Origin of the sequence: Pseudomonas syringae pv. coryli str. NCPPB 4273, assembly GCF_000972175.1 — a bacterium.
GTDB classification, from domain to species: Bacteria; Pseudomonadota; Gammaproteobacteria; order Pseudomonadales; family Pseudomonadaceae; genus Aquipseudomonas; species Aquipseudomonas syringae.
Window position 1 is genome coordinate 58368 of record NZ_AWQP01000002.1, and the last position, 23594, is coordinate 81961.

Consider the following 23594-nt stretch of genomic DNA (forward strand, 5'->3'; position numbering starts at 1 on the left):
ATGGCCGACGTACCGCTCAACACCACAAGTACTCCGCGCAAACCGCACCCATGGGTGTACCTGGATGATCGTTTTGTAGCCGCTGCAGACGCTCTGGTTCCGATAACGACCCAGGCATTCAATTACGGCACCGCGGTGTTCGAGGGTATACGCGCCTATGTTGCTGACAACGGCGAGTTGAACGTCTTCAGGCTGGACGATCATCTTAAACGTATGGAGAACTCAGCCAGGTTGCTGCAGTTGGACAGCCTGCCGGGCCGCGCCGAACTAAAGGAAATCATTCTCGATTTACTGCGTCGCAATGACGCGCTGACCGACAGCTATATCAGGCCCATGGCCTACAAGAAGGCGCTGATGCCCGGCGTCGGTTTTGGAGTAAAACTGACTGGCGTCAGCTCCGGGCTGGTTATCAACACGCTGGCGATGGGAGCCTACATGCCCGCTGCCGGCATCCGCTGCGCCGTTTCGAGCTGGCGACGCATCCCCGATGTATCTCTTCCCTCGCGGGCGAAAATCACCGGTAGCTATGCCAACTCGGCGTTGGCTATGGAGTCGGCGCAACGTAACGGTTTTGACGATGCATTGATGTTGAATATTCACGGCAATCTGGCCGAATCAACCACCTCCAATGTATTCGTGGTCAAGGATGGATGCCTCATCACACCGCCTCTTAGTGCACACATTCTTGAGGGCATTACCCGGGATTCGATCATGACCCTGGCCAGAGAAATACTAGGCTTGAACGTGGTGGAGCGAGACATCTCGTTTTCCGAATTGTATTCGGTCGACGAGTGCTTCCTTGCCGGCACAGGTGTCGAGATCGTCCCCGTGACACAGATTGATCATTACGTATTGCAGAACCACAAAGTGGGCGAGCTGACCGCCGCGCTGAGAAGCCTCTACCTGCAAACGGTGAAAGGTTCGCATAGCCGATATGCCCACTGGCTGAGCCCCCTTTGAAATCGATCATCCGGAGATTTATGACAATGGACAGTAAATTCCTGAATTTGAGTGTGGGCGACTGGCGCGAGGTGATGATCCATACACTGGGGCCGAGTGGAACCAGTAGTGAAGCGGCGGCTGGTTTCTTTACCGAATGGCTTGGCCAGCGTTTTCCTGAATCACAGGTGCAGATCAACCTCAGTGACTCTTATGAGCATGCCTGCGCAGCGATGGACGAGCGCATCCCCGGCGTATTGATCGTGGCCAACGCCTATCCGCAGATTCATAACTTTTATATGAACCCGCGGTTAAGCCTTGTGGCGACGTTCGTCTTTGACACCCCGGAGTACGGTCTGGTGAGCAAGGGGCCATTGACTACCAGAAAACTGACGATAGCTACCCATCCCGCTCCGCTCATGTTGATTCAGGAGTTGCTGCCCGACGGTCTTGAAGTCGACTCGGTGATTTTTTCGCTTTCTACCAGTGCCGCTGCAGCTGCGGTAGCCAGGGGCGAAGTCGACGTCGCGCTGACCACCGAGGTGGCAGCCCATATCCATGGGCTGCAGTTCATATCGAAGACGCGCCCCATCCGCATGCTCTGGTCCGTCTTCGCGCCGATCCAGTGGAGCACCCAGCCCGTTGAAGTCAGCGCACGCTGGCGCTGATTCCCCAAACATAAGGGCACCTGGTCGAGCCGGGCAGCCCCGAATCACTTTTGATCGAGGTCATCATGACTGTCTTGAAGCTCCACACGATCGACTCCGCCCCCCTGAAAAGTAAAGCGTTGCTCCAGAGTTCGATCGACAACTTTGGCTGGATCCCCAATCAAAGTGCCTATATGGCCGAGTCGCCTTCATTGTTGGGCGCTTACCAGCGGGCGCATGACCTGGTTATCGAAAGCTCGTTGAGCGAGGAGGAAAAAGCGGTGGTCTGGATGACCACGGGGGTAGAAAACGGGTGCTCCTATACCATCCAGGCGCATGCCTTCATTGCCTTGTCCAAGGGCGTTGATCAGTCCGTGGTCGAGGCATTGGCTCATCAGCCTGGGCGCTTGAATACCCGTTTGCAGGCATTGCGCGAGTTTACCCTGGAAGTGATCAACTGCCGTGGCCGCTTGAGCGTGACAGCCGTGCAGTGTGTACTCGAGGCGGGCTTCAGTAAACAAAACATGCTGGACGTGGTTCTCGCTGTCGCACAGAAAAACATGTCAACGATCCTGAACAGCATTGCCGGTACTGAAATCGATGCGCGGTTCAAGTGGGACGCCTTTCAAGGGCTCAATACAGTGTCCGAGGCCTGAATGATGCTTCATTTGGACGGCAGTACAGTCAAGTCGCTGATCAATGTTCAGCTAAGTCTCCACCTTAGCGAGGCAGCGTTCCGGTTACATTCATCAGGACAGGTAGAGCAGCCGTTACGTACGGTTATCAAGGGCGGCGATAACGCACTGATGGGGGTCATGCCTGCCTACATCAAGAGTGGTCCTTACCAGGGATTCGGTCTGAAGTCAGTGGTCGTCAGGTTCGGAGAGGCTGCCGGCGGTCCCTCTCACATGGGCACGATCCTGATTTATGACGAAGCGCAGGTGACTCCTGTCGTCGCGGTGGACGCAGGTGCAGTGACGGAAATCCGTACAGCGGCTGCATCGGCTCATGCGACGCGGCTGCTAGCCGTCCCCGACGCCAGTCGTCTTGCCATACTGGGCACAGGCTTGCAGGCGAGAGCTCATCTGCAGGCAATGCAAGCGGTAAGGCCCATCAGGTACGTTTCGGTATGGGGGCGCAGCAACGAGGCCTGCCGCGAATTCGCAGCCTGGAGCGCGCAGCACTGCGATCTGCCCGTTTCGATTTGCACTAGCGCTGCCGAAGCCGTGCGCGACGCCGATATCATCTGTACCACCACCGCTGCACGTTCGCCCATTCTGTTTCATGCGGATCTTCCGGTGCGCTGTCACATCAACGCGATCGGCGCTTCAGCCCCTGGTTTTCAGGAGTTGCACGAGGATGTCTACCAGGACATTACGTTATTCACTGACTGCAATCGCTCGGTGCTGGCTGCATCCGACTGCGTGATCAAGGCCGTTCAAAAAGGTCTGCTTCCCCAGTCGGGTTGCGCAACAGAGATCGGCACACTTTGCAAAGATGAAACACTGCAAAAAAACCGAGGCATAACAGTTTTCAAGTCGGTAGGGCTGGCGGTGCAGGACCTGGTGTTCTCTCGGGAAATAATCCGCCAGTGGGTCGCGTCCCGTTGCAACGGTAGCAGTCTTACATGACTGACGGCGCTGCTCGCCGGGCACTTATAATTATTTCAAGGAGTGCAACATGCTTGATCTGACTCAGGTTCTTACGTATTCGGCAGCGTTGGGTATTGCCGCCGCCATTCCTGGCCCCGGTATGGCAGCGCTGGTCGCACGGAGTGTCAGCGGCGGGGCGGTGTCAGGCTTCTGCCTGCTGTCCGGGCTGATCCTCGGTGACCTGACCTATCTTTCATTTGCAGTATTTGGCCTTGCCATGATTGCCGAACACTTCAATGCGTTGTTTCAGATAGTGCGATGGGGGGCGGCGATTTATCTGTGCTATCTGGCCTGGCAGTTCTGGTTCGCAGATCATCAAGCCATAGAAATCGGAAAATCAGCGAAGAAAAAAGAGTTGCTGTCCGCGGCCGCGTCCGGGCTGACCATCACCTTGGGCAACCCCAAGACCATTGCCTTTTATCTGGCGCTTTTGCCGTTGGTCATCAATCTTGAAACGGTCTCTTTGCAGACGTGGGGGCTGGTTCTGGTGCCGCTGACGGTGCTGGTACTGCTGGCGGTCGGGGCCGTGTTCATATTTGCCGCCTTGCGCATTCGACATTTGCTGTCGAGTGAGAGTGCGCAAAGAAAACTGTTTCGCGGTGCGGCGGCAATCATGGTAGCGGCGGCAGCTTCGATGCTGGTGCGCTGATCTGCCTGGAGGGTGGATGAGGCCATTGGCGACCTCATCCGGTCGCCGTTACAGCTCCTTCTTCAAATGCTTTTCGATCTGCTCCAGCGACTTGCCCTTGGTTTCCGGCAGGCACAGGAACACGAAAATCAACGAGCCAATGTTGATGGCGGCGAAGATGAAGAACGTCGGGTTGCCGATGGTATCGACTGCAATCGGGAATGTGAACGCTACCGATGCGTTGAACAACCACTGCATCGATACCGCTGTGCCGGTCAGCAAGCCGCGCACCTGCATGGGGAACAGTTCTGACATCAGCAGCCAGTAGACCGGCGAGATGCACATCTGCATGAACAGCAGAAACACCAGAATGCAGGCGAGGGCGGTGTAGCTCTGGGTCATGTTCTGCGGCATGAACTGCAACACGCAACCGAGCGCTGCCTGCATCAGAATGACGATGACCAGGCCGGTCATCAGCAAATGCCGACGCCCGTAGCGACCGATGGCCCAGATGCCCAGCAAGGTTGCGATGACTGACACCACGCCGTTGCCGATCGTCGCAGTCAACGCAGCGTTGGTGCCCATCCCGGTGTTCTTGAGAATGATCGGCGTGTAGTACATGAACGCGTTCACCCCGGTGAACTGCGCGGTAAAGCCCAGACCTACACCGATCAGCAACAACTTGATGACCCAGCGCTGACGCAGCAATTCTCTTGCTTTGGGACGATGGCGAGCTTCTTCGTCCTGCGCTTTCATCTCGTCGATTTCGCGCTGCGCGTCCTGTGTGCTGGGGCGCAGTTGCTCCAGCACATCCTGCGCTTCGTCGAAACGGCCTTTGGAGGCCAGCCAGCGCGGCGACGCGGGTACGAAGAACGTACCGACCAGCAGCAACACGCCTGGCACCATGGCGACGGCCAGCATGTAACGCCAGATCCCCGGTGTATGCAGCAAGGCCGCCATGACCGCGCTCAGCACATAGGCGAGCAACTGGCCGCTGACGATCATCAATTCGTTACGGCTGACCAGCCGCGCACGTCGCGACGGGCCTGCGATCTCGGCGATGAACACCGGCACTGTGGCAGAGCCGCCGCCCACCGCGATACCCAGCACGAAGCGTGCTGCGATCATGAACGGAATCGACGGCGCAATGGCGGTGCCCAGTGCGCCGGCGATAAACAGCACTGACAGCAGGCGTAATGTGAGGCGGCGTCCGAAGCGGTCGGAGATATAGCCGCTGGCAAGCGAGCCGAACGCGGCGCCGACAATCAGTGACGCGGTGACCATGCCTTCGCTGTACGCATCCAGACCCAGGCCGCCCTGATCGGCGGGCAGGGTCATGAACGGCAGGGCGCCGGCGATGATGCCAGTGTCATACCCGAACGCCAGCGCGCCCATGGTCGCCACAAGCACAGAGATAAAGATGAGTCGATTCGATGCAGCGCGTTGCCGGCCTTGCTGACCCGCCGCTGCTGAGGTGCTACTTGAAGACATGAATCTGAAGTCCTTGGCTTGAAACCAGCGTTGCGCCAGTACGTGGATGTCACGCTTAGGGCGGTGTCGGCCGTGCTAGTTCCCTACAAACCCGCTCAGGATTGTTTTCCTGGCGAAAGCCTTGAGCGTGAGACTGCTGAAACGATTAACTTTTGCTTGTCATAACGCCCCTGTTTTCCCCTTTTGCTGTCAATGAAATTCAGTTTTTTTGACTGGTAAAAGATGCTTTTCATTGATTTACAAGCCGTTTTTATCTGGCACATACGCTGCTGTCATTACTCACTCTCTGCGCCGCTCATAAGCGCTACAGTAAGGCCGCAATAGTGCGCAGCCTTTTCAACGAGGCTGCGTCGGTATCTTTTGAAAAGGAGGGCGCAATATGAACCTGGCCGAGCAGTACCGTGCCTACATCGCCTGCCTCAATGACCGCCGCTGGCAGGACCTGGGCGATTTCGTCGACGACGGCGTGCACTACAACGGCGAGTGGATCAGTCTGGCCGGTTACCGGGCGATGCTGGAAAACGACGTCAGGATCATCCCCGACCTGCGCTTCAATATCGACCTGCTGGTGGTCGAAGCACCACAGGTTGCCGCCCGTCTGCTCTTTAACTGCTCGCCGCAAGGCCGTTTTCTCGGGCTGGAGGTGCGTGGCCAACGCATTACCTTCAGCGAAAACGTGTTCTACACCTTTGGCGACGGCAAGATCGTCGGCGTCTGGTCGGTCATCGATAAAGCGGCAGTGGAACGCGAGCTTCGTGGCGAAGTGGCGAGCGTTTCGAGTGACAGAGCTACCTGAACGATTCCAGTACGTTCATCGAAGTAAAATCATTTCACGGCACTCCGGGGTGGTAGTGCAGTCTTTTTTAGACACTCTCACCCGGCGGAGCCCGACATGATCACTGTCCATCACCTGAACAACTCACGTTCGCAGCGTATTCTGTGGCTGCTCGAAGAGCTCGACCTGCCCTACGAAATCAAACGTTATCAGCGCGACCCGAAAACCAACCTTGCGCCACCCGAGCTCAAGGCCGTGCATCCGCTGGGCAAATCACCTGTCATCGAAGATGGCCCGCATGTGGTCATCGAGTCCGGTGCCATTGTCGACTACCTGATTCGCCGCCATGGCGACGGTCGTCTGCAGCCGGACCCTGCCAGCGCTACCTACGATGAATACGTGCAATGGCTGCACTTCGCGGAAGGCTCGGCGATTCTGCCGCTGATGCTCAACCTGTACGTCGGACGCCTGGGCGACGCCGGTGCGCCGCTGCATCCGCGTATCCAGTCGGAACTGGCCAATTACCTGGGCTATCTGAACGAAGCCCTTGGGCTGACGCCGTATCTGCTTGGCGACGAACTGAGTGGTGCGGACATTCAGATGAGCTTTATCGGCGAGTTTGCCAAGGCTCAGGGAATGCTGCAGCCATACCCGAACGTGACCGCGTGGGTTGAAAGACTGCAGGGCAGACCTGCGTACCGCAAGGCTTTGGAGCAGGGCGGGGAATATTCTTTCGCAAAGTAACCGCTGTGCCTGATATTCGGGCTGATCGTTCCTAACGCTCCAGCGTGGGAATGCAGTTCTCGACGCGCTGCGTCGCAAAAGGACGCAGAGCGTCCGGAAAGGCATACGACGCAGAGCGTCGCACGATAGTTGAGATGATCGTTCCGCACGCTCCAGTGTGGGAATGCAGTTCCCGACGCGCTGCGTCGCAAGAGGACGCGGAGCGTCCGGAAAGGCATACGACGCAGAGCGTCGCACGATAGTTGCGATGATCGTTCCGCACGCTCCGCGTGGGAATGCAGTTCCCGACGCTCTGCGTCGCACGATGGCGCTTACGTGGCGGGTCAGCCTTCGGACGGGCTGGTCGAGTCCTGGTCTGCTTCGGCCGCCAGCTTCACGCGGTCGGCCTTGCTGATGTATTTTTCCTTGCTCTGCGGGGCCAGTTTGGCGCTGGCTTTTTTGGCATGGGCCTTGAGCAACTGCTGGATTTTCTTGCGACGATTCATGTTCTTCAACTCGCTTGCACAGGCGCGAATCATAGCAGTTTGCCTGTCGCGCCATGCATGCGACTATCCGCCGTTCTGAACCATTTGCCACAACGACGCACCGACGCCGGTAATGCTCTCGCCGGCAATCAGGCCAGCCGCTGCGGTGATGGCGAAGCGTTCGGTAAGTGACGGCCAGCGACAGTTCACCAGCCAGGTGAGCACTGCACCGAGCGCCATCATCAACGACACCGAGGCGGGCAGCACGAAGGCCAGGCCCAGTGCTGCGGCGCTGGGCAGGTACCGGGCGCGGTGCGCGGGCAGTGTGCTGTCGAGGATGCCCAGCAGCAAGCCAGCCAGCCCGCCGATGAAAATCGCCCAGCGGATGCTCGCCGACAGCGAGTCCAGACCGTGCGTCAGCGTCTGCGCCACAGCCTTCCAGGTCGCCACTGCCGGGGCTGGCCACTCTTCGGTGAGCAGCATCGATTGCGGGTCCGGGATCAGCGCCATATAGGCCAGGACCCCGACGATACTGCCGACGAAAATCCCCAGGGTCTGGGCAATCAATTGTTTGCGCGGCGTGGCGCCAATCGCCCGGCCTACCTTGAAGTCGTTCATCAAATCGGTGCATTGCCCGGCTGAACCGCCGGCCGTGTTGGCGCTCATCAGGTTGATCGGCACCTGACCGGGCGCGACGATGCCGAAGCTCAGTTGTGATAACTGCCCGATTGCGCCGATGGGCGGAATACCCGTAGCACCGACCACGCGCGCGGCAACGGCCGCCAGGCAGATCGCCAGAGGAATGGTCAGCAAGGCCATCCACAGGTTGATACCGAATAACAGCGCCTGCAGGCTGACCACCAGCAGGATCGCCAGCGCAAAACCGGCAGCTGGCCAGGGCTTGGGCATTGACCAGGGGGTTGCGCCGCTGGCTTTGGTAGACGCGTGCAGTGTCCACAGGCGGATGGCCAATGAGGCCAGCGTCGAACAGACCATCAGGCTCACGCCCGGCCATAGCAACCATTCCACCAACGCGGCGAACTGCGGGCCGCTGCTGTCGGCCGGTAGCGTCACCAGCCCCTGTTCCAGCAGCCACGGCGCCAGGCCACCCCAGGCCAGCAAGGCACCGATCAGCAGGGTCAAGCCGACGCGAATACCGATAATCGCCCCGAACCCCACCAGCAGCAGCGAAGGATCCGCGGTAAAGGTCAGGCGCTCCAACTGAGCGCTTGGCGACCAGCGCGGGAACGCCCATACGAACGTGTCGACCCACTTGGCCAGTGCCGACAGCAACGCGGTACTGAGCAGCACCTTGAGACGCGTCGCGGCTTCACGGCCATGATTGTAGATGTGCAGGAGGGTTTCCAGAGTGGCCATGCCTTCGGGAAACTTCAGCGATGCGTCATTAAGCAGCGACGGCCGCAAATACCAGGCGATCCAGATTCCCAGAAAGCTCACCGAAAAGACCCAGGCGATCATCGGAATGGCATCCAGTTGCTGGCCCGTCAGCAAGGTATAAGCCGGAATCGGCGCGACCAGCCCGCCTGAAATGATCGACGCAGCGGCGGAGGCGACCGTCTGATTAATGTTGCTCTCATGCAGCGTCCACGGCAGCTGCGCGGACGAGCGCTTCGACAGCCCTTGCCAGATCGCATAGCCGATCAACAGCGCAATGATCGACATGTTGAACGACCAGCCGATCTTCAACCCGGCGTACACATTGGAAGGCGTCAACAGGATACCGAGCACAACCCCGGTAATCACCGCGCGCAGACTGAGTTCACGCTCGACAGGGCTGGCAAGAGGGGTCGATGGTGAGGTCGAAAGCATGCGAATTCCTTTCGGCAATGAGACAAGGCAACCTATAAAGTGAGCGCCATATCGGCCGAAGGTTCATATGGCGGGCATCGTTGTGTAGTGGCGTTAAGGCATCCGTTCGTTCCGGGTTTTGCCGACCGGTTACGCAGGGTGCCTGTTGCAGGAACATCAGAAATCAGAGTGCCGGAAGGACATCGCCACGCACCCTTTGGTGAGTTACAGGCGGTGAGTTACAGGCCGTGAACCAGAATATCCAGCCCCTCGTCAGTGTGTGGAATCTGGAAGTAGCGGGTGATGAGCCTGAACTGCGCATCTGTAGCCGCAAAGTCATGCTCGGCTCTTTCGTTGCGGGCATGCAGTCTGGCAAGGCAAATATCGTCCTCCACATCAAGATAGTGCAGTCGATGCTTGACCTGCGCGTCATCAGCCAAGCTGCGAAGCCACTGGCGGTCGGCGAGCGTATTGGCAGGGAAATCCAGAACCACGCACATGCCCGAATTCAGCATGTCGATAACCAGAGGGCCGATGATGTCGCGGATCCGATGGGCCAGGCGCACGTAGTCCGCCACTGATGTGATCTCGTCAGGGTAGAGCCGAGAGAGCCATTGATCTTCACTCAGCAGGATCGCTGAATGTTCGGTCGCGATTGATTTTGCCAGTGTCGATTTACCGGATGCGATCTTGCCGCACAGGAGGTGAAGTCTGGTGGCGAGCATTAACGTGTCCTTACTCTATGGGTGCCTGTCAACCAAGCACATTCAGCCCATCATTGAAATGGCACTCGCGATCATCACCGCCAAGGTTTTCCGGCAGGAAAGCGGTGAGGTCGTAGGGCAAAAACAGCGTATCCAGCGCCAGAGAGAACGGCACGTCTATCAGCCATGGCCAGGTCGATGTCACATCTTTAGTACCCCATGCCCAGCCGTGTCGTGTGCCGGGATAGACGCAACGTTCACCATCGAGGTGATACATCAGGCTCCAACAGCCGCTCAGTGAGATGGCCGTAGCGAGTAACAGGCATTGTTTGAACATACATTCCTTTGTTTCCGAGTTGATGCAACATGCGCGTCATTCTAGCCGCATAACCCGGCGGCGATCATCCTGCGCATGGCGCGGGCAATATCTTGCGCAGCCTGCGCGGTCTGCTCCCCCGGCAACTGATCGAACATATGCGGCACGCCTGGGTAGACATGCAATTCCACCGGCACCCCCGAGCGCGACAGGCTCAGCCCGAAGGCCAGGTCCTCTTCCAAAAACAGGTCGAGTGCGCCGACGCAGATGAAAGTGGGCGGTAGATCGCTCAGGTCGGTGGCCAGTGCAGGGGAGAACAGGGCCTTGCGATCATCGTCCACTGCGTAGGCGCCGCGCAGGCATTCCCAGCAAAAATGATTGGCCTGACGCGACCAGCTGAAAGTGCCGGTAGTCGGGTTGGCTGGCGGAGCGTCGGGTGTGCCTGTGCGGTGATCCAGCATCGGGTAGATCAGCACCAGGCCAGCGATGGTCCGCAGACCTCTGTCTCTGGCCAGCAGGGCGAGCGCGGCAGCAAGCCCGCCGCCGGCGCTGTGGCCCATGATCACCAGATTGCTGGTGTTCATGCCCTGCGCCGCTCCGTTGCAGAATATCCATTCCAGCGCTGCGTAACAGTCCTCCAGCGGGATCGGGAACGGATGCTCGGGGGCAAGCCGGTAATCGACGGCAATGACGATTGCCTGGAGCTCGACGGCCAGCTTGGCCAGGTCATCATCGGCCATCTCCGGGCTGCCCAGTACAAAGCCGCCGCCATGGATATACAAAATGACCGGGAGGTCGGTGTGAGGGTGTAAAAGGTCCGGGCGATAAAGACATAGCCTGATGCCATTGTCCGAATCGGAGGAGGTCCAGTGTTGCTCGCCGCGCGCTGTGGCGGCGTTGGCCCAGGTGGCGCTGACGCGAGCCCTGATGTCGGCAAGGGTGTGCAGCGTCCAGTTGCTCGACGGCTCGTCCATGAACCAACGATAGGCCGGGTCCAGTAATTCATTGGCGTTCAATACGTGCTCCCGAGGCGCAGGGGGATCAGCCCCTGCGCCTGCCAGTGCTAAAGCCACGCCTTGATTTGCGTACAGACGGCGGGCGTGGAAATGCCATAACGGTCATGCAGTGTAGGCAGCGCGCCAGCGTCGAGAAAAGCGTCCGGCAGGGCGATCTGCCTGAACGTGGGCGTCACGCCATTGCGCAGCAGCACCGTCGCCACTGCCTCGCCCAGCCCGCCAATGACCGAATGGTTTTCGGCCGTCACCACCAGCCGGCCCGGTTTTCTGGCTTCAGCGAGTATGGTCTGCTCGTCCAGCGGTTTGATGGTGGGGACGTGCAGCACTGCCACGTCGATACCGTCAGCCTGCAGCTGCTTGGCAGCTTCCAGTGCACGCATGGTCATCAGGCCGGTGGCAATGATCAGCACGTCGTTGCCAGTGCGCAGTGTCTTGGCTTTGCCGATCTCGAACGTGTAGCCGTACTCGTCCAGCACCAAGGGCACGTTACCGCGTAGCAGGCGCATGTAAACCGGGCCCTGATGCGCTGCGATTGCCGGAACCGCCTGTTCGATTTCCAGTGCATCACAGGGGTCGACGATCATCAGATTGGGCATGGCGCGAAAGATCGCCAGGTCGTCGGTGGCCTGATGGCTGGGCCCGTAACCGGTGGTCAGGCCCGGCAGGCCGCAGACGATTTTGACATTGAGGTTGTCTTCGGCAATCGCCATACAAATGAAGTCATACGCGCGTCGGGAGGCGAATACCGCATAAGTGGTCGCAAACGGTACAAAACCCTCCCTGGCCATGCCGGCCGCTGCGCTCATCAGCAACTGTTCGGCCATGCCCATTTGATAGAAACGTTCGGGATGCGCCTTGGCGAAGATGTGCAGGTCTGTGTATTTCGACAGGTCAGCCGACAGTCCGACGATGTCCTGACGTTGCTCAGCGAGTGCCGCCAATGCATGGCCGAACGGAGCCGGTCGAGTGGCCTGACCCTCCGACGCGATAGACGCGATCATCGCCGAAGTGGTCAGTTTTTTCTTCGCGGCAACGGACGGAGCCGGTGTGTGATTGGCAGAGCTCATACGGTTTTCCCCTCGTCGAGGTTATTCAGTGCGACGTCCCATTCATGCTCATCCACGCGGATGAAGTGGGTCTTTTCGCGGGTTTCCAGAAACGCCACACCCTTGCCCATTTTTGTGTCGCAGATGATGACCCTGGGCTGCGTACCGGCGTGCTGGCGCGCGTTGTCGAAAGCTGCGACGAGCGCGTCCAGATCGTTACCGTCGACCCGTTGGGTAAACCAGCCAAACGCCTGCCAGCGATCGACAATGGGTTCGAACGCCAGTACTTCACTGGAGTGGCCATCGGCCTGCTGGTTGTTCACATCGATGATCGCGATCAGGTTGTCCAGCTTCCAGTGCGAGGCGGACATCGCCGCTTCCCAGGTGGAGCCTTCGTTCAGCTCGCCGTCCGACAGCAGGTTGTAGACGAAGGCACTGGAGTTCTTGCGCTTCAAGCCCAGGCAGGCCCCCACCGCAATGCCCAGCCCATGACCCAGTGAGCCACCGGTGATTTCCATGCCGGGGGTGTAGGTGGCCATGCCGGACATGGGCAACCGGCTGTCGTCGGAGCCGTAGGTTTCCAGCTCATCGAGCGGAATGATTTCCGCCTCGATCAACGCCGCGTACAGCGCAATGGCGTAGTGGCCGATCGACAGATAAAAGCGGTCACGCTGTTCCCATTCAGGGTCTTCAGGGCGATAGTTCAGCGCGTGAAAATAGGACACGGCGAGCAGGTCCGCAGCGCCCAGCGCCTGTCCGACATAACCCTGGCCCTGAACCTGGCCCATGCGTAATGCGTGCCGGCGAATGTTATGAGCGCGCTGCGCCAGCGAGGTAGAAGGCGCAGATAAAGTAGTGGCTGTCATGGTGATTACTCCGTTGACTCAACGATTGACCGAGGCGGCAGGGATGCGCAGTACCAGATACGCGCCGATGAACAGCACGCCGGTAATCAGGTACATACCGATGGCGCTCGAGCCGGTCGTGGTGGTGATCCAGCCGATCAGATAGGGCGAACAGAAGCCCGCGAGATTGGCGAAGCTGTTGATTACGGCGATCCCGGCGGCCGCCGATACCCCGCCCAGCAGGGTGGTGGGCAGCATCCAGAACATTGATGATGCCGAGAGAATGCCCGCTGCGGCGAGGCACAGGCTGAGCACCGACAGCAGCAGATTGCCGCCGAACAGCGCCGCCAGACTCAGCCCGAGCGCGCCTGCGATCATCGGGCCGACCAGGTGCCAGCGGCGTTCTCGATGCTTGTCGCCGCTGCGCCCCATCAACAGCATCACGACGATTGCGCACAGGTAGGGAAGGCTGGTCATCAGACCGATATGCAGCGGGTCGGAAACGCCTGCATTGCGAATCAGCGTCGGCAGCCAGAAGGTGATCGCGTACTGGCCCATCACCACGCAGAAGTAGATGCACGCCAGCAGCCATAGACGCTTGTCGCGAATGAAGGCGCCTACCGACGCGTGTACCACTTTCTGGCTGTTGTCCTCTTGCAGCTCTTTGTTGACCAGTTCCTTTTCTTCAGCGGACAGCCATGTCGCCTGATGCACGCCGTCCTTCAGATAGCTGAGGACCAGCAAGCCGACGATCACCGTCGGGATCGCTTCGAGGACGAACATCCATTGCCAGCCGGCCCAGCCATGAACGCCTGCGAAGCGGGTCATGATGTAGCCCGACAGCGGGCCGCCGATCATGCCGGACAGCGGGATGGCGATGAACCACAGCACGGTCATGCGCGCGCGGCGATAAGAGGGGAACCAGTACGTCAGGTACAGCAGCAGGCCGGGTGCCAGACCGGCTTCCGCCACCCCGAGCAGAAAGCGCAGGGCGTAGAACTGCCAGGCAGTTTCGACAAAGGCAAAGAGCGCGGAAATGATCCCCCAGGAGATCATGATGCGGGCGATCCAGCGTCTGGCACCGACCCGGTGAAGGATCAGGTTGCTGGGCACCTCGCAGAGGAAATAGCCGATGAAAAACATGCCTGCACCCAGCCCGTAGACGGTTTCGCTGAAGGCCAGGTCGTTCATCATCTGCAGCTTGGCGAAGCCGACATTGACCCGATCCAGGTACGCGCACAGGTAGCACAGCATCAGGAACGGCATCAGTCGCCAGGCGGTCTTGCGGTAGGCATTGGCGCGCGTGGTCGACACCGCGTCGAGGGTCATGGTGGTTATCATGATGGTCTGATCTCTTGTTTTTATAGACCGCCAGGCAACCGCCTGGCGTATCGTCGATCCAGAACAAACACAGGCTGTTTGCCAGCCCGTCCACTCGCGGTCAGTGAATCAGCATGCCGCCGTTCACATCCAGCGTGATACCGGTGAGGTAGGACGACAGGTCGCTGGCCAGAAACAGTGCAGCATTGGCCACGTCCTGCGCCGCGCCCAGACGACCCAGCGGGATGCCATCGATGATCGCGTGACGTCGCTCGTCCTGCATCAGGCCGCCGGTGATATCGGTATGGATCAGGCCGGGGGCGATGGAGTTGACACGTACCTGATCGGGTCCGAATTCCCGCGCCATTGCCTTGCCAAGTCCCAGCACGCCGGCTTTCGCTGCGCTGTAATGAGGTCCGCCGAAAATGCCGCCGCCGCGCTGGGCGGAAACCGAAGACATGCACACGATACTGCCCGAGGACTGGGCACGCATGGTCGGGATCACCGCTTGCGACATGAGCAAGGTGCCGCGCAGGCTGACGTCGAGCACCTTGTCGTAATCTGCAGGGCGGATGTCCAGGGTCTTGATGGGCTGTGTGATACCGGCGTTATTCACCAGGATGTCAATGCGACCGTAGTGCGCGATGATTTTGCTGACGGCCTCGTGAACCTGGTGTTCGTCGGCGACGTTGGCTGCCAGGCCCAGATGACCTTCGCCCAGTGCGGCGGCGGCATCGCGTGCTGCGGACTCGTCGAGATCGATGATCACCACACGTGCGCCATGGTTGGCGAAGGTGATCGCGGTTGCGCGACCGATACCGCGCGCCGATGCCGCACCGGTGATCACTGCAATTTTGCCTTGAAGAAGCATGAGGGTTACCTCTGATTATTGTTATGGGTTCGATTCGGGTGATCGATGACTTCAGAGTGTTCCCGGTGCCGGCCCTGAGCAATGCCGCAAAAATCACTGGATGCTGAAAAAAATTCACCTCTCGTCAATTCGGCAGGTGAGTGGTTGAATGAACGAAATTCAAATAATCCGACACAGCGGAGCATCCATGCGGCCTGATGACGAGGCACCTCTGAGCCTGCCACCGCTGAAAGCGCTTCAGGCCTTCGAGCAGACGGCGCGTTTTGGCAATCTGGCCAGAGCCGCCGAAGTGCTGGACCTGACGCCGTCGGCAGTCAGCCACCAACTGGCTCGTCTGGAGGCCTTGATTGGTCGCCAGCTGTTCGTTCGGGCCGCGCGTGGTGTGACCCTTACGCCGGTGGGTGAGCAGTATCTGAAAGATGTCTCTGGAGTGCTGCACAGCCTCGCCGTCGCCACCGAGCGTGCTGCCAGCGATGTCAGCCTCGATTGCCTGCGTCTGCATTCTGCGCCCAGTTTCGGGCTGCTGTGGCTGATGCCGAGGCTGGAAGCCTTTCGGGTAAGCCACCCGGACATTCAGATCAACCTGTCGTGTTCTTACGAGTCGCTGCATTTCAGCAGGGACAAGATCGACGTGGATATCCGGCATGGCAGGCCTAACTGGCCGAGCTATGAAGTGCGCACCTTGCGTGACGAGAAGTTCGCTGTGCTGGCGTCTCCGCAATTATTGGCGCGCCGTCCGGTGGACAGCGCGGCTGGCTTGCTCGACCGCGAACTGATTCTCTCCGAGGCCACATTGTTGAAGTGGCCTGAATGGTTTGCCCGGCATGGTCTGGCTCGTCCAGAAAAGCCCTACGCGCTGAGTTTCGACCGCTCATACATGACACTCGAAGCGGCCAGCCACGGGCTGGGGTTTGCGCTGGAAAGTACGCTGCTGGCGCAAAAGTACCTGGCCACGGGCGAGCTGATCGAAGTTGCCCCTCAAGCCCTGACCGCACCGGTCGCCGCGCACCATCTGGTATTCCCCAAGGCGCACTCCAGCTTCCCCAGAGTCAGGCGATTTCTTGAATGGATGGAAGGCGAACTGGGGCAGGGATTTGTGTTTTGAACCGTGCTGCCTGTGGTCTGGCAATGTGATGCTCAACGTCCCGGATGGCGTGCCAACGTGGAATATAGACACGCCAGTCAAGCGCTTCTAAACCACCAGCCGATGCGGTTGCCAGGCGCTGCCCTGCTGGTCTTGCGCGTCAATCACCAGACTTTGCCTTGCCGGTGCGTCAAACATCGAGCGCAGGTTCTTTTCGATGGTGTTGCACAGGTCTTCCATGCGGATCCGGTGCTGGCTGGCGCCGAACGGAGCTTGCAGGTCAGTGCCGATGCGGTCCATTGCCAGCAGCATGCAGCCGACCACCGTGGATATCGCCGGGGTGAACCAGCCCAGAGTGGTCACCATGCTCAGCGGCATGATGATGCAGAACAGCGTGCTGAACAGTCTGGGGAAATAGACATACGGGTAAGGCAGCGGCGTATTGGCGATGCGTTCCATGCCGCCCTGGCAGTTGGACAGTTCGACCATGGTCGACTCCAGTCGTGCCAGGCGGATACTGTCGATTCGCCCTCCTGCAAACTCTTCGGAGATCATGGCCGCCGAACCATTGAGGATGTCATTGGGAAAGTTATTGCTCTCCTTTGCACGCTGAATCTCGGAAACCGGTAACAGCCCTTCGAGTTTCGCTGCGCTGACATCGCCTTTCAAATGAGCGCGCAGTGCCCGCAGGTAAGCCACGTGACGATTGAACAATACTTCTTTCACCGGGTTGCCACGCTCGTTGGCATTGCCTTCAATCAAGGTCAGCACCTGGCGGCCATAGCTGCGCGAGCTGTTGACCATCGCGCCCCATAACGTGCGTGCTTCCCACCAGCGGTTGTAGGCGCTGGAATTGCGGAAGCTGATCAGCACGATAAGCGCCGAGCACAACAACGTAAGCGGCATCAGGGGGAGATCTATCCCCGCACCCTGGACCAACATGAAGTCCATGGTCACGGCCACGTCCCAGAGCAGAAGCCAGAACAGTGACCAGCCAACGTAGGTAACCGTTCTGCTGATGCACAGCCATTTTTTTTCAAAAGGACCAGGCATTGCGGCACTCCTTTGCTGGGTTGGAAGAGGTTTGGCGCGGTCAATCAACACGCCACGCTGCAAACTTACTGACCGAGGCTTAACGCTCGCTTAATTCTCCATGGTGGCGAAACAGTTACGCCTGTCTTGACCATTTCAACAGCTGGAACCCCCGGCACCCTTGCGACCACACAGCCTTGTCGGTCCTCTTCGCTGACGGGCTCCCGGACGTTTGCAATGGTTACCACTCTCGGACCGACGCCCCATTGCCTTGCCTGTTCGCAGGCCAGTCGTCCGGCCAGACCCGTCTCGTCGCGTTGCTACGCAACTTACGCAATAGAGAGGGAGTTTCAATGCACATCAATCGAACCGGCAGCCCGCAGCCCAGCATCGAGCTGGAGCGCTTTTATTCCGCATCGCAATCATTGGCCTCCAGTTCCGTGCGCGAGCTCAGCCCTGCCGAGCAGACCATGTTGGATTCCATTACCGATTACCTGAAAGATCATGTGTTCGCTGCGCACAAACTGCCGTTGAGTGAGTCGACCGTCGACCAGGATGCCGTTCATGCGCACAACGAGCAGATCGACAACATCATCGATACTCGCGCCAGACGTTTGCTGGACGAGGGCGAAACGCCTGCCACTATTGCCGACACCTTCGCCAAGGCGGAGAAGTTCGACAGGATGGCAACCACCGCTTCGACCGCGCTGCGCGCCACGCCGTTTGCCGCAGCGTCGGTGCTGCAATACATGCAGCCTGCCATCAACAAGGGCGACTGGCTGCCGACGCCGCTCAAACCCCTGACGCCATTTGTGTCCGGAGCGCTGTCCGGGATCATGGATCAGGTCGGCACCACGGTCATGAATCGCGCCACGGGCAACCTGCACTACCTGAGTACCCCGCCTGAGAAACTGCATGATGCGATGGCGGCTTCCGTGAAGCGTCATTCGCCGGGTGTCATGCGTCAGGCGGTCGATCTGGGCATTGCCGTTCAGACTTACAGCGCGCGTAATGCGGTGCGTACCGTACTGGCGCCAGCACTGGCATCCAGACCCGCCGTGCAGGGTGCGGTCGACATCAGCGTGTCGGCGGCAGGCGGCCTGGTGGCCAACGCGGGGTTCGGCAATCGGATGCTCAGTGTGCAGGCGCGTGATCACTTGCGTGGCGGTGCATTCGTGCTCGGCATCAAGGACAAGCAACCCAAGGCAGACTTGAGTGAAGAAACCGACTGGCTCGATGCCTACAATGCGATCAAGTCAGCCAGCTACGCCGGCGCGGCGCTGAACGCCGGCAAGCGGGTGGCGGGTCTGCCGCTGGACGTCGCCACCGACGGCCTGAAAGCAGTGAGAAGCCTGGTGTCGGCCACCGGTCTTGCGCAAAACGGGCTGGCCCTGGCAGGCGGCTTTGCCGGCGTGGGCAAATTACAGGAGATGGCGACCAAAAATATCACTGACCCGGCCACCAAGGCGGCGGTCAGCCAACTGACCAATATGGCCGGCTCGGCAGGCGTTTTTGCGGCCTGGACCACCGCAGCGGTCGCAACCGATCCCGCAGTAAGAAAAGCCGAGTCGTTCTTGCAGGACACGGTCAAATCGGCGGCGTCGAGTTCGACCAGCTACGTAGCCGACCAGACTGTCAAGCTGGCCAAGGCGGGCATTGACGCGAGTGGTGAAGCGATTGCTGCGACGGGGGCATCCTTGCGTGACACATTACGTCGTCGCAATGCTCGTGAGCCGGACATCGAAGAGGGTGGCATTGCTGCGGGTTCACCGAGCGCGGTGCCGTTCCAGCCAGGGCGCTCATAAGCGTCTCCAACCATAGCCGGTAAAGCAAAGGGGCGCCCTCTATGGAATGCGCCCCTTTGCTTGTTCCTCATGTATGCGTCGTATCAGAGCTCGGTGTGCTGGGTAGACGCCATGGTCTTGTCATAGGCGTGCTTGACGTCGGTCATGGCGATGTCGCCAGTGGCCAGTTTCAGATCGTCACTGTCGCTTTTGACGAGTGCGAACTTGCCATGGGTCGCGTCCACGCCATTGAGCTCGACACTCATGTCATCAAACTGCTTGCCACCATTGGTACGGACCAGCGTGCCGAAATCGGTGGCCTTGAAACCGTCGACTTTCAGGTGGGTATCGGCATTGAGTTGAATGACCTTGTCATCGGCACCGTTGGCGCTGCTGTTAGTGATGTTCAGGTTGGTGACCTTTGCGCCTCCTTCGCCCTTGACGGTGATCATGTCTTCACCGACGTTCTGGGCGTGCACGTTATCAATGGTGACTTGCTCCGAATTTTTGGCATTCACGTGGATGCCGTCGGCTTCGTTCTCACCCAGGTTCACGTTTTTCAGCACAGCGCCTTCGGCCAGTTCGAACAGGGGCTTCTGATGTTCGTCCTGGTCGCCGGTGCCCATCGACTTGTCGGCGGTAAAGGTTGCACCGTGACCGTCAAACACCTGGCCAGCACCGACTTTGATGGTGTCTTTCACGACATTGACTTCGCCGGATTGCTCAAGAGAGCCCGTTGTATCCGAAACCGTGCCGTTGCCCGAGTTGCGGCCAGGGTTGGCCAGTTGTGGGGTGACTTGAGGTGTTACGCCATCACCGCTGTCGCTTCCGTTGTCGGTCGAAGGCGTGCCGCTGCCCTCTGTGCCGGTGGACGCATAGCTGCTGCCACCGTCACCTTCAGTGGTTGGGGATGTACCGCCACCATCGCCACCACCCGACGCTGCCGTTGTACCGCCGCCGCCGTCGTCACCGCCTGAAGTCGCCTCAGTACCGCCTCCGCCGTCGTCCCCGCCTGAAGCCGCCTCAGTACCACCGCCACCGCCTTCGGTCGATGGCGTACCGAGTCCGCCATTGTTTTGAAACGGGTCTTGCCACTCGTTAGCGTCCTGACCCGTGTCCTGTTTTTTATTGAGGTTCATGAGCATTTGCAGCAGCGATGTGACGAGCGCGCTGAGCAGCTTGACGACATTGGATTGAGGGTCAGTTGCAGCACTGCTGTCGGTGGGGCTTTGAACCGTATTGTCGGGTTTTCCGAAACTGACGTCTTTCTGGCTGGCAGTGTCGAACAGCAGGGCACTCGGGTCGACGGCCTGTGCAGTGCTCTCCTCGCTGAACGTATTGGTCTGCGGGCTTTTGCCGCTCAGCGCCGAGAAGTCCAGCTGGGTTGAAGCGGGTTGGTAGGAGGTGGAGGAGTTGATACCGATGCTCATGGTGCTTTACCTCGATGGGATGGACATATGAACCAGCGTCGTCTTCCGGAGTTACCGGCGTTGATCGCCGCGTCCTTGTCGGGTTCTATAGGTCGATGAGGACTCTGCCTTGGCGTTGCCCGAAGTGAGTGGCAGCACGGGGGGATGGGTTCCCGTTTGTGTGCGTTGACTGGCGCTGACTCCGATGCACCGGGCTGGAGAGGCCGGCTCGCGCCAAGGAACCAAAACGCCTTGCCCTCCGACTCAGTGCGCACACGCCAGCAAAAAAATGGTGTGGACCCACAGCGCACCGAGAGGCTGTTAAATGAACAAAAATGATGAATATCAGACGCTTATCAACGAGATTTGCACGCTCAGCCTGATCTCCGAACCCGAACGTTTTTACGAGTCAGCCAATTTCAAAATCAGCGACGTCGACTTCACCCTTCACTATCAGGACCGCGACGAGGGGCGTGCGATTCTGATCTACGGGGATATGGGCGCGCTGCCCGCGCGCAATCGTGACAGCGCCTTGCTGGCGTTGATGGACATCAACTTTCATATGTTTGCGGGTGCCCACAGCCCGGCTTTCTCCTGGAATGCCCAGACCGGCCGAGTGCTGCTGATGGGATCGATAGGCCTTGAACGAGCGACAGCCGAGGGCGTGCTGCTGCTGATGAAGTCCTTTGCCGACCTGGCCAAAGAGTGGCGCGAGCACGGTTTCATGGGACCGGTGGGTACTGCGAGCGCCCCGGTCAATACGCCTGCCTCCAAGGTAACCATGCGTGATACGCCTGCGAGCTCCGGGAGGTTCCAATGACTGGCATACGAGTCGGCGGATCAGGCAGTACCGAAATCGTTCAGGCGAACCAGCCGCAGCCGTCTGCCGCTGTCGCCCAGGCTCATCCACACGCGGTAAGCCCGGGCAGCAACCCGCCGCTGACCGCCAGCCAGTCGGCCGCGCAAGCGCCGGAAAGCTCGGCGGCCGGTGCCGCTCGCCTGCCAGTCGCGCCGCGACATCTGCCGACATTGGAGAAGTTTCGTGCCGAACAGCCCACCGTAAAGGGCACCTCCACGCCGACCATCAGCGCTAACGCGGCCCTGCTGATCGGCAGTTTGTTGCAGTCTGAAAAACTGCCCTTCGAGGTCATGGCCGCCCGTTTGTCGCCTGAGCGTTATGCGTTGCAACAGTTTCACGGCTCCGATGTACAGCAAACGCTCGGACGATTCGCTGAGCCAGGGCATCTGCCAGGCAAGGCCGAGACCGAACCACTGATCAAGGGCTTTGCCCGGTCGCTCGCAGACCAGTTGGAACACTTCCAGCTCATGCATGACGCGACGGCTGATGCATTCGGCCCAGGAGGGCTGCGAGACCGCAACACGCTGGCGGTCAGTCAGGCGGCGCTTGGCGAATACGCCGGTCGGGCCAGTAAGTCCATCGAAGCGGGGCTGAACCACAGTCTTGCGGTGCTGGACGAACGCATCGCCGCGCTGGACAGCCAGTTGGAGGGCGCCACTGAGGACAGCAGACCGGGTCTGCTGATGGACCGGCAGGCGCTGGAGACGGCCAGGGCGATGCTGAGCGACCTGCACGCCGACTTCTGCAAGTCGCCTGAAGCCAAGCGGTTAAATGCCGTTGCCGCTCACACGCAAATGGATGCTCTGATCGACAAGCTGAACGTTGATCGCAACTCGGTCGGCGGCTGGAAGGGGTTCGGTCCGATCGTTGCGGCAGCGGTGCCGCAGTTTATGGTGTCCATGCTCCACTTGGGGTATATCCGCACGGCCACCGGTGACGCGATGAAAGATGCCGTTCCCGAAAAAAGCGCCGACGCCAGCATGAAGAGGGCCCTGGCCGTAGGGCTGACTGCCGGGGTGGCTCACGAGGGCGTTACCAACCTGTTGAAGCCGATGGTTCAGGCCGGGTTTCAGAAAGCCGGCCTCAACGAGCGGCTGAATATGGTACCGCTCAAGGGGATTGATACCGACTCGGTGATTCCCGACCCTTTCGAGTTGAAGAACAACAACGGCGCACTGGTCAGAAAAACGCCTGAGGAAGCCGCTGAGGACAAAGCCTTCGTCGAAAGCGAGCGAGCGGTTTTGAATCAGAAAAAGGTTCAGGTTTCGTCTACCCATCCACTGGGTGAGATGATCCCCTACGGCGCCTTTGGTGGCGGGCAGGCGGTACGCCAGATGCTCAATGATTTCAATCTGCTCAATGGCCAGACCCTGTCGGCCAGAGCGGTGACTTCCGGGATCGCCGGGGCCATATCAGCCACCACCCAGACCATTGCACAACTGAACTCGACCTATGTCGATCCGCGCGGGCGCAAGATCCCGGTCTTCACCCCGGACCGCGCCAATGCCGACCTGGGCAAGGACCTGGGCAAAGGCCTGGACCTTCGCGAACCGGCGGTACGCACCGCGTTCTACAGCAAGGCTTTTTCGGGGGTGCAGAGCGCAGCGCTGAACGGCGCGCTACCACCGGTTGCCCTCCAGCCCCAAGGCGCATCCGGCACGCTCAGCGCGAGGAATATCCTGCGCAACATGGCGCTGGCGGCAACCGGTTCGGTGTCTTACCTGTCGACCCTTTATGCCAACCAGTCGGTCACGGCCGAGGCCAAGGCCTTGAAAGAGGCGGGCATGGGCGGCGCAATGCCGATGCTTCCGCGTACTGAAAGCGCCTGGAACACTATTCGCCATCCGGACAGAGCTTCACTGCCGCATACGTTCCAGCCGGATACCCTGGGTGGCGTCCCCAGAGCCGTGGAAAGCGCTTATCACATGGGCAGAGGGGCGTTGCAATTACCGACCCAACTGGTGGTGGATACATTCCGCGGGGTGGAGGACGGCGTATCGAAAGGTGTTTCGGCCTTGCGCAATTCACGCAACGCGCCAGAGACACCTTTGCTTGCGGACAACGCTGACCCCGTCGATGTCGAACTGAGTTCGATGGAGGAGGGCCGTCGAGGCTGATAAACACACGGGGGGCTGTGTCCCTGGCGGCCCCTTTTTGTG

General features: G+C 59.6%; 23 protein-coding genes. 11 read left to right on the top strand and 12 right to left on the bottom strand.

What is annotated here, in order from left to right; genetic code table 11:
- From P406_RS00700 to P406_RS00720, 5 genes are all read left to right on the top strand, one after another.
- Positions 1-960, top strand: a complete 960-nt coding sequence (locus tag P406_RS00700) for a branched-chain amino acid transaminase (RefSeq protein WP_046235021.1) — start codon at positions 1-3, stop codon at positions 958-960.
- A gap of 26 nt (positions 961-986) precedes the next feature.
- The gene (locus P406_RS00705; RefSeq protein ID WP_004403028.1) at positions 987-1607 is read left to right on the top strand and encodes a hypothetical protein; all 621 of its coding nucleotides are present in this window, start codon (positions 987-989) and stop codon (positions 1605-1607) included.
- Positions 1608-1672: 65 nt separating this feature from the next.
- Positions 1673-2242 carry a carboxymuconolactone decarboxylase family protein gene (locus tag P406_RS00710; protein WP_046235094.1) on the top strand — a complete coding sequence of 190 codons (570 nt, stop codon included), beginning with the start codon at positions 1673-1675 and terminating at the stop codon, positions 2240-2242.
- On the top strand, positions 2243-3217 hold the full coding sequence (locus P406_RS00715) for an ornithine cyclodeaminase family protein (RefSeq protein ID WP_144431028.1): 975 nt from the start codon (positions 2243-2245) through the stop codon (positions 3215-3217). It abuts the gene before it with no gap.
- Positions 3218-3266: 49 nt separating this feature from the next.
- Complete coding sequence (locus tag P406_RS00720) at positions 3267-3887, top strand: LysE family translocator (protein WP_046235022.1); 621 nt, start codon at positions 3267-3269, stop codon at positions 3885-3887.
- Between the two features lie 48 nt (positions 3888-3935).
- Here P406_RS00720 and P406_RS00725 read toward each other — a convergent pair whose 3' ends face one another.
- Entirely contained in the window at positions 3936-5357 is a 1422-nt protein-coding gene (locus P406_RS00725; protein ID WP_024664442.1) for a sugar porter family MFS transporter, read from the bottom strand.
- A gap of 379 nt (positions 5358-5736) precedes the next feature.
- Between P406_RS00725 and P406_RS00730 the strand changes: the two genes are divergently transcribed.
- Positions 5737-6153 carry an ester cyclase gene (locus P406_RS00730; protein ID WP_046235023.1) on the top strand — a complete coding sequence of 139 codons (417 nt, stop codon included), beginning with the start codon at positions 5737-5739 and terminating at the stop codon, positions 6151-6153.
- A gap of 96 nt (positions 6154-6249) precedes the next feature.
- Positions 6250-6876, top strand: a complete 627-nt coding sequence (locus P406_RS00735) for a glutathione S-transferase family protein (RefSeq protein ID WP_003339874.1) — start codon at positions 6250-6252, stop codon at positions 6874-6876.
- A gap of 323 nt (positions 6877-7199) precedes the next feature.
- On the opposite strand, the gene P406_RS00740 is transcribed toward P406_RS00735, so the two are convergent.
- The 9 genes from P406_RS00740 to P406_RS00780 all read right to left on the bottom strand — a co-directional run bounded on the left by P406_RS00740 (position 7200) and on the right by P406_RS00780 (position 15267).
- Positions 7200-7361 (bottom strand): DUF2986 domain-containing protein, encoded by a 162-nt coding sequence (locus tag P406_RS00740; protein WP_080052484.1) that lies wholly within the window; start codon positions 7359-7361, stop codon positions 7200-7202.
- Positions 7362-7424: 63 nt separating this feature from the next.
- Positions 7425-9170: an OPT family oligopeptide transporter gene (locus P406_RS00745; protein WP_046235025.1), complete on the bottom strand. Its 1746-nt coding sequence runs from the start codon at positions 9168-9170 to the stop codon at positions 7425-7427.
- A gap of 218 nt (positions 9171-9388) precedes the next feature.
- The gene (locus P406_RS00750; protein ID WP_003409034.1) at positions 9389-9874 is read right to left on the bottom strand and encodes a P-loop nucleotide/nucleoside kinase family protein; all 486 of its coding nucleotides are present in this window, start codon (positions 9872-9874) and stop codon (positions 9389-9391) included.
- Between the two features lie 28 nt (positions 9875-9902).
- A complete protein-coding gene (locus P406_RS00755; protein WP_003314115.1) occupies positions 9903-10190 on the bottom strand; it encodes a YceK/YidQ family lipoprotein in 288 nt (95 codons plus the stop codon).
- A gap of 41 nt (positions 10191-10231) precedes the next feature.
- Positions 10232-11185: an alpha/beta hydrolase gene (locus P406_RS00760; protein ID WP_046235026.1), complete on the bottom strand. Its 954-nt coding sequence runs from the start codon at positions 11183-11185 to the stop codon at positions 10232-10234.
- A gap of 47 nt (positions 11186-11232) precedes the next feature.
- A complete protein-coding gene (locus tag P406_RS00765) occupies positions 11233-12252 on the bottom strand; it encodes a transketolase family protein (RefSeq protein WP_046235027.1) in 1020 nt (339 codons plus the stop codon).
- Entirely contained in the window at positions 12249-13097 is an 849-nt protein-coding gene (locus P406_RS00770; RefSeq protein ID WP_024664439.1) for a transketolase, read from the bottom strand. The genes P406_RS00765 and P406_RS00770 overlap by 4 nt, the downstream gene beginning before the upstream one ends.
- Before the next feature lie 18 nt (positions 13098-13115).
- Positions 13116-14417: an MFS transporter gene (locus P406_RS00775; protein WP_046235028.1), complete on the bottom strand. Its 1302-nt coding sequence runs from the start codon at positions 14415-14417 to the stop codon at positions 13116-13118.
- 100 nt (positions 14418-14517) lie between these two features.
- A complete protein-coding gene (locus P406_RS00780) occupies positions 14518-15267 on the bottom strand; it encodes an SDR family NAD(P)-dependent oxidoreductase (RefSeq protein ID WP_003314121.1) in 750 nt (249 codons plus the stop codon).
- 187 nt (positions 15268-15454) lie between these two features.
- Here P406_RS00780 and P406_RS00785 point away from each other — a divergent pair, with 187 nt between their 5' ends.
- Positions 15455-16372, top strand: a complete 918-nt coding sequence (locus tag P406_RS00785; protein ID WP_046235029.1) for a LysR substrate-binding domain-containing protein — start codon at positions 15455-15457, stop codon at positions 16370-16372.
- An 87-nt stretch (positions 16373-16459) separates the two neighbouring features.
- Here P406_RS00785 and P406_RS00790 read toward each other — a convergent pair whose 3' ends face one another.
- A complete protein-coding gene (locus P406_RS00790; protein WP_046235030.1) occupies positions 16460-17404 on the bottom strand; it encodes a bestrophin family protein in 945 nt (314 codons plus the stop codon).
- Positions 17405-17736: 332 nt separating this feature from the next.
- On the opposite strand from P406_RS00790, the gene P406_RS00795 reads away from it, so the two are divergent.
- Positions 17737-19188 (top strand): type III effector, encoded by a 1452-nt coding sequence (locus P406_RS00795; protein ID WP_082100659.1) that lies wholly within the window; start codon positions 17737-17739, stop codon positions 19186-19188.
- A gap of 83 nt (positions 19189-19271) precedes the next feature.
- Here the strand turns inward: P406_RS00795 and P406_RS00800 are convergent, their stop codons facing one another.
- On the bottom strand, positions 19272-20597 hold the full coding sequence (locus P406_RS00800; protein ID WP_046235031.1) for a pectate lyase: 1326 nt from the start codon (positions 20595-20597) through the stop codon (positions 19272-19274).
- 304 nt (positions 20598-20901) lie between these two features.
- Between P406_RS00800 and P406_RS00805 the strand changes: the two genes are divergently transcribed.
- Positions 20902-21396 carry a CesT family type III secretion system chaperone gene (locus P406_RS00805; RefSeq protein ID WP_046235032.1) on the top strand — a complete coding sequence of 165 codons (495 nt, stop codon included), beginning with the start codon at positions 20902-20904 and terminating at the stop codon, positions 21394-21396.
- Positions 21393-23552, top strand: a complete 2160-nt coding sequence (locus tag P406_RS00810) for a hypothetical protein (protein ID WP_046235033.1) — start codon at positions 21393-21395, stop codon at positions 23550-23552. Before P406_RS00805 ends, P406_RS00810 begins: the two co-directional genes overlap by 4 nt.
- Positions 23553-23594 lie beyond the last annotated feature (42 nt).

Coding starts and splice junctions, on each gene's coding strand:
- P406_RS00805 (WP_046235032.1), top strand. CDS start 20,902: ATGAACAAAAATGATGAATATCAGACGCTTATCAACGAGATTTGCACG.
- P406_RS00780 (WP_003314121.1), bottom strand. CDS start 15,267: ATGCTTCTTCAAGGCAAAATTGCAGTGATCACCGGTGCGGCATCGGCG.
- P406_RS00705 (WP_004403028.1), top strand. CDS start 987: ATGGACAGTAAATTCCTGAATTTGAGTGTGGGCGACTGGCGCGAGGTG.
- P406_RS00765 (WP_046235027.1), bottom strand. CDS start 12,252: ATGAGCTCTGCCAATCACACACCGGCTCCGTCCGTTGCCGCGAAGAAA.
- P406_RS00715 (WP_144431028.1), top strand. CDS start 2,243: ATGATGCTTCATTTGGACGGCAGTACAGTCAAGTCGCTGATCAATGTT.
- P406_RS00735 (WP_003339874.1), top strand. CDS start 6,250: ATGATCACTGTCCATCACCTGAACAACTCACGTTCGCAGCGTATTCTG.
- P406_RS00785 (WP_046235029.1), top strand. CDS start 15,455: ATGCGGCCTGATGACGAGGCACCTCTGAGCCTGCCACCGCTGAAAGCG.
- P406_RS00810 (WP_046235033.1), top strand. CDS start 21,393: ATGACTGGCATACGAGTCGGCGGATCAGGCAGTACCGAAATCGTTCAG.
- P406_RS00700 (WP_046235021.1), top strand. CDS start 1: ATGGCCGACGTACCGCTCAACACCACAAGTACTCCGCGCAAACCGCAC.
- P406_RS00795 (WP_082100659.1), top strand. CDS start 17,737: ATGCACATCAATCGAACCGGCAGCCCGCAGCCCAGCATCGAGCTGGAG.
- P406_RS00775 (WP_046235028.1), bottom strand. CDS start 14,417: ATGATAACCACCATGACCCTCGACGCGGTGTCGACCACGCGCGCCAAT.
- P406_RS00770 (WP_024664439.1), bottom strand. CDS start 13,097: ATGACAGCCACTACTTTATCTGCGCCTTCTACCTCGCTGGCGCAGCGC.
- P406_RS00740 (WP_080052484.1), bottom strand. CDS start 7,361: ATGAATCGTCGCAAGAAAATCCAGCAGTTGCTCAAGGCCCATGCCAAA.
- P406_RS00800 (WP_046235031.1), bottom strand. CDS start 20,597: ATGAGCATCGGTATCAACTCCTCCACCTCCTACCAACCCGCTTCAACC.
- P406_RS00750 (WP_003409034.1), bottom strand. CDS start 9,874: ATGCTCGCCACCAGACTTCACCTCCTGTGCGGCAAGATCGCATCCGGT.
- P406_RS00730 (WP_046235023.1), top strand. CDS start 5,737: ATGAACCTGGCCGAGCAGTACCGTGCCTACATCGCCTGCCTCAATGAC.
- P406_RS00725 (WP_024664442.1), bottom strand. CDS start 5,357: ATGTCTTCAAGTAGCACCTCAGCAGCGGCGGGTCAGCAAGGCCGGCAA.
- P406_RS00755 (WP_003314115.1), bottom strand. CDS start 10,190: ATGTTCAAACAATGCCTGTTACTCGCTACGGCCATCTCACTGAGCGGC.
- P406_RS00710 (WP_046235094.1), top strand. CDS start 1,673: ATGACTGTCTTGAAGCTCCACACGATCGACTCCGCCCCCCTGAAAAGT.
- P406_RS00720 (WP_046235022.1), top strand. CDS start 3,267: ATGCTTGATCTGACTCAGGTTCTTACGTATTCGGCAGCGTTGGGTATT.
- P406_RS00790 (WP_046235030.1), bottom strand. CDS start 17,404: ATGCCTGGTCCTTTTGAAAAAAAATGGCTGTGCATCAGCAGAACGGTT.
- P406_RS00745 (WP_046235025.1), bottom strand. CDS start 9,170: ATGCTTTCGACCTCACCATCGACCCCTCTTGCCAGCCCTGTCGAGCGT.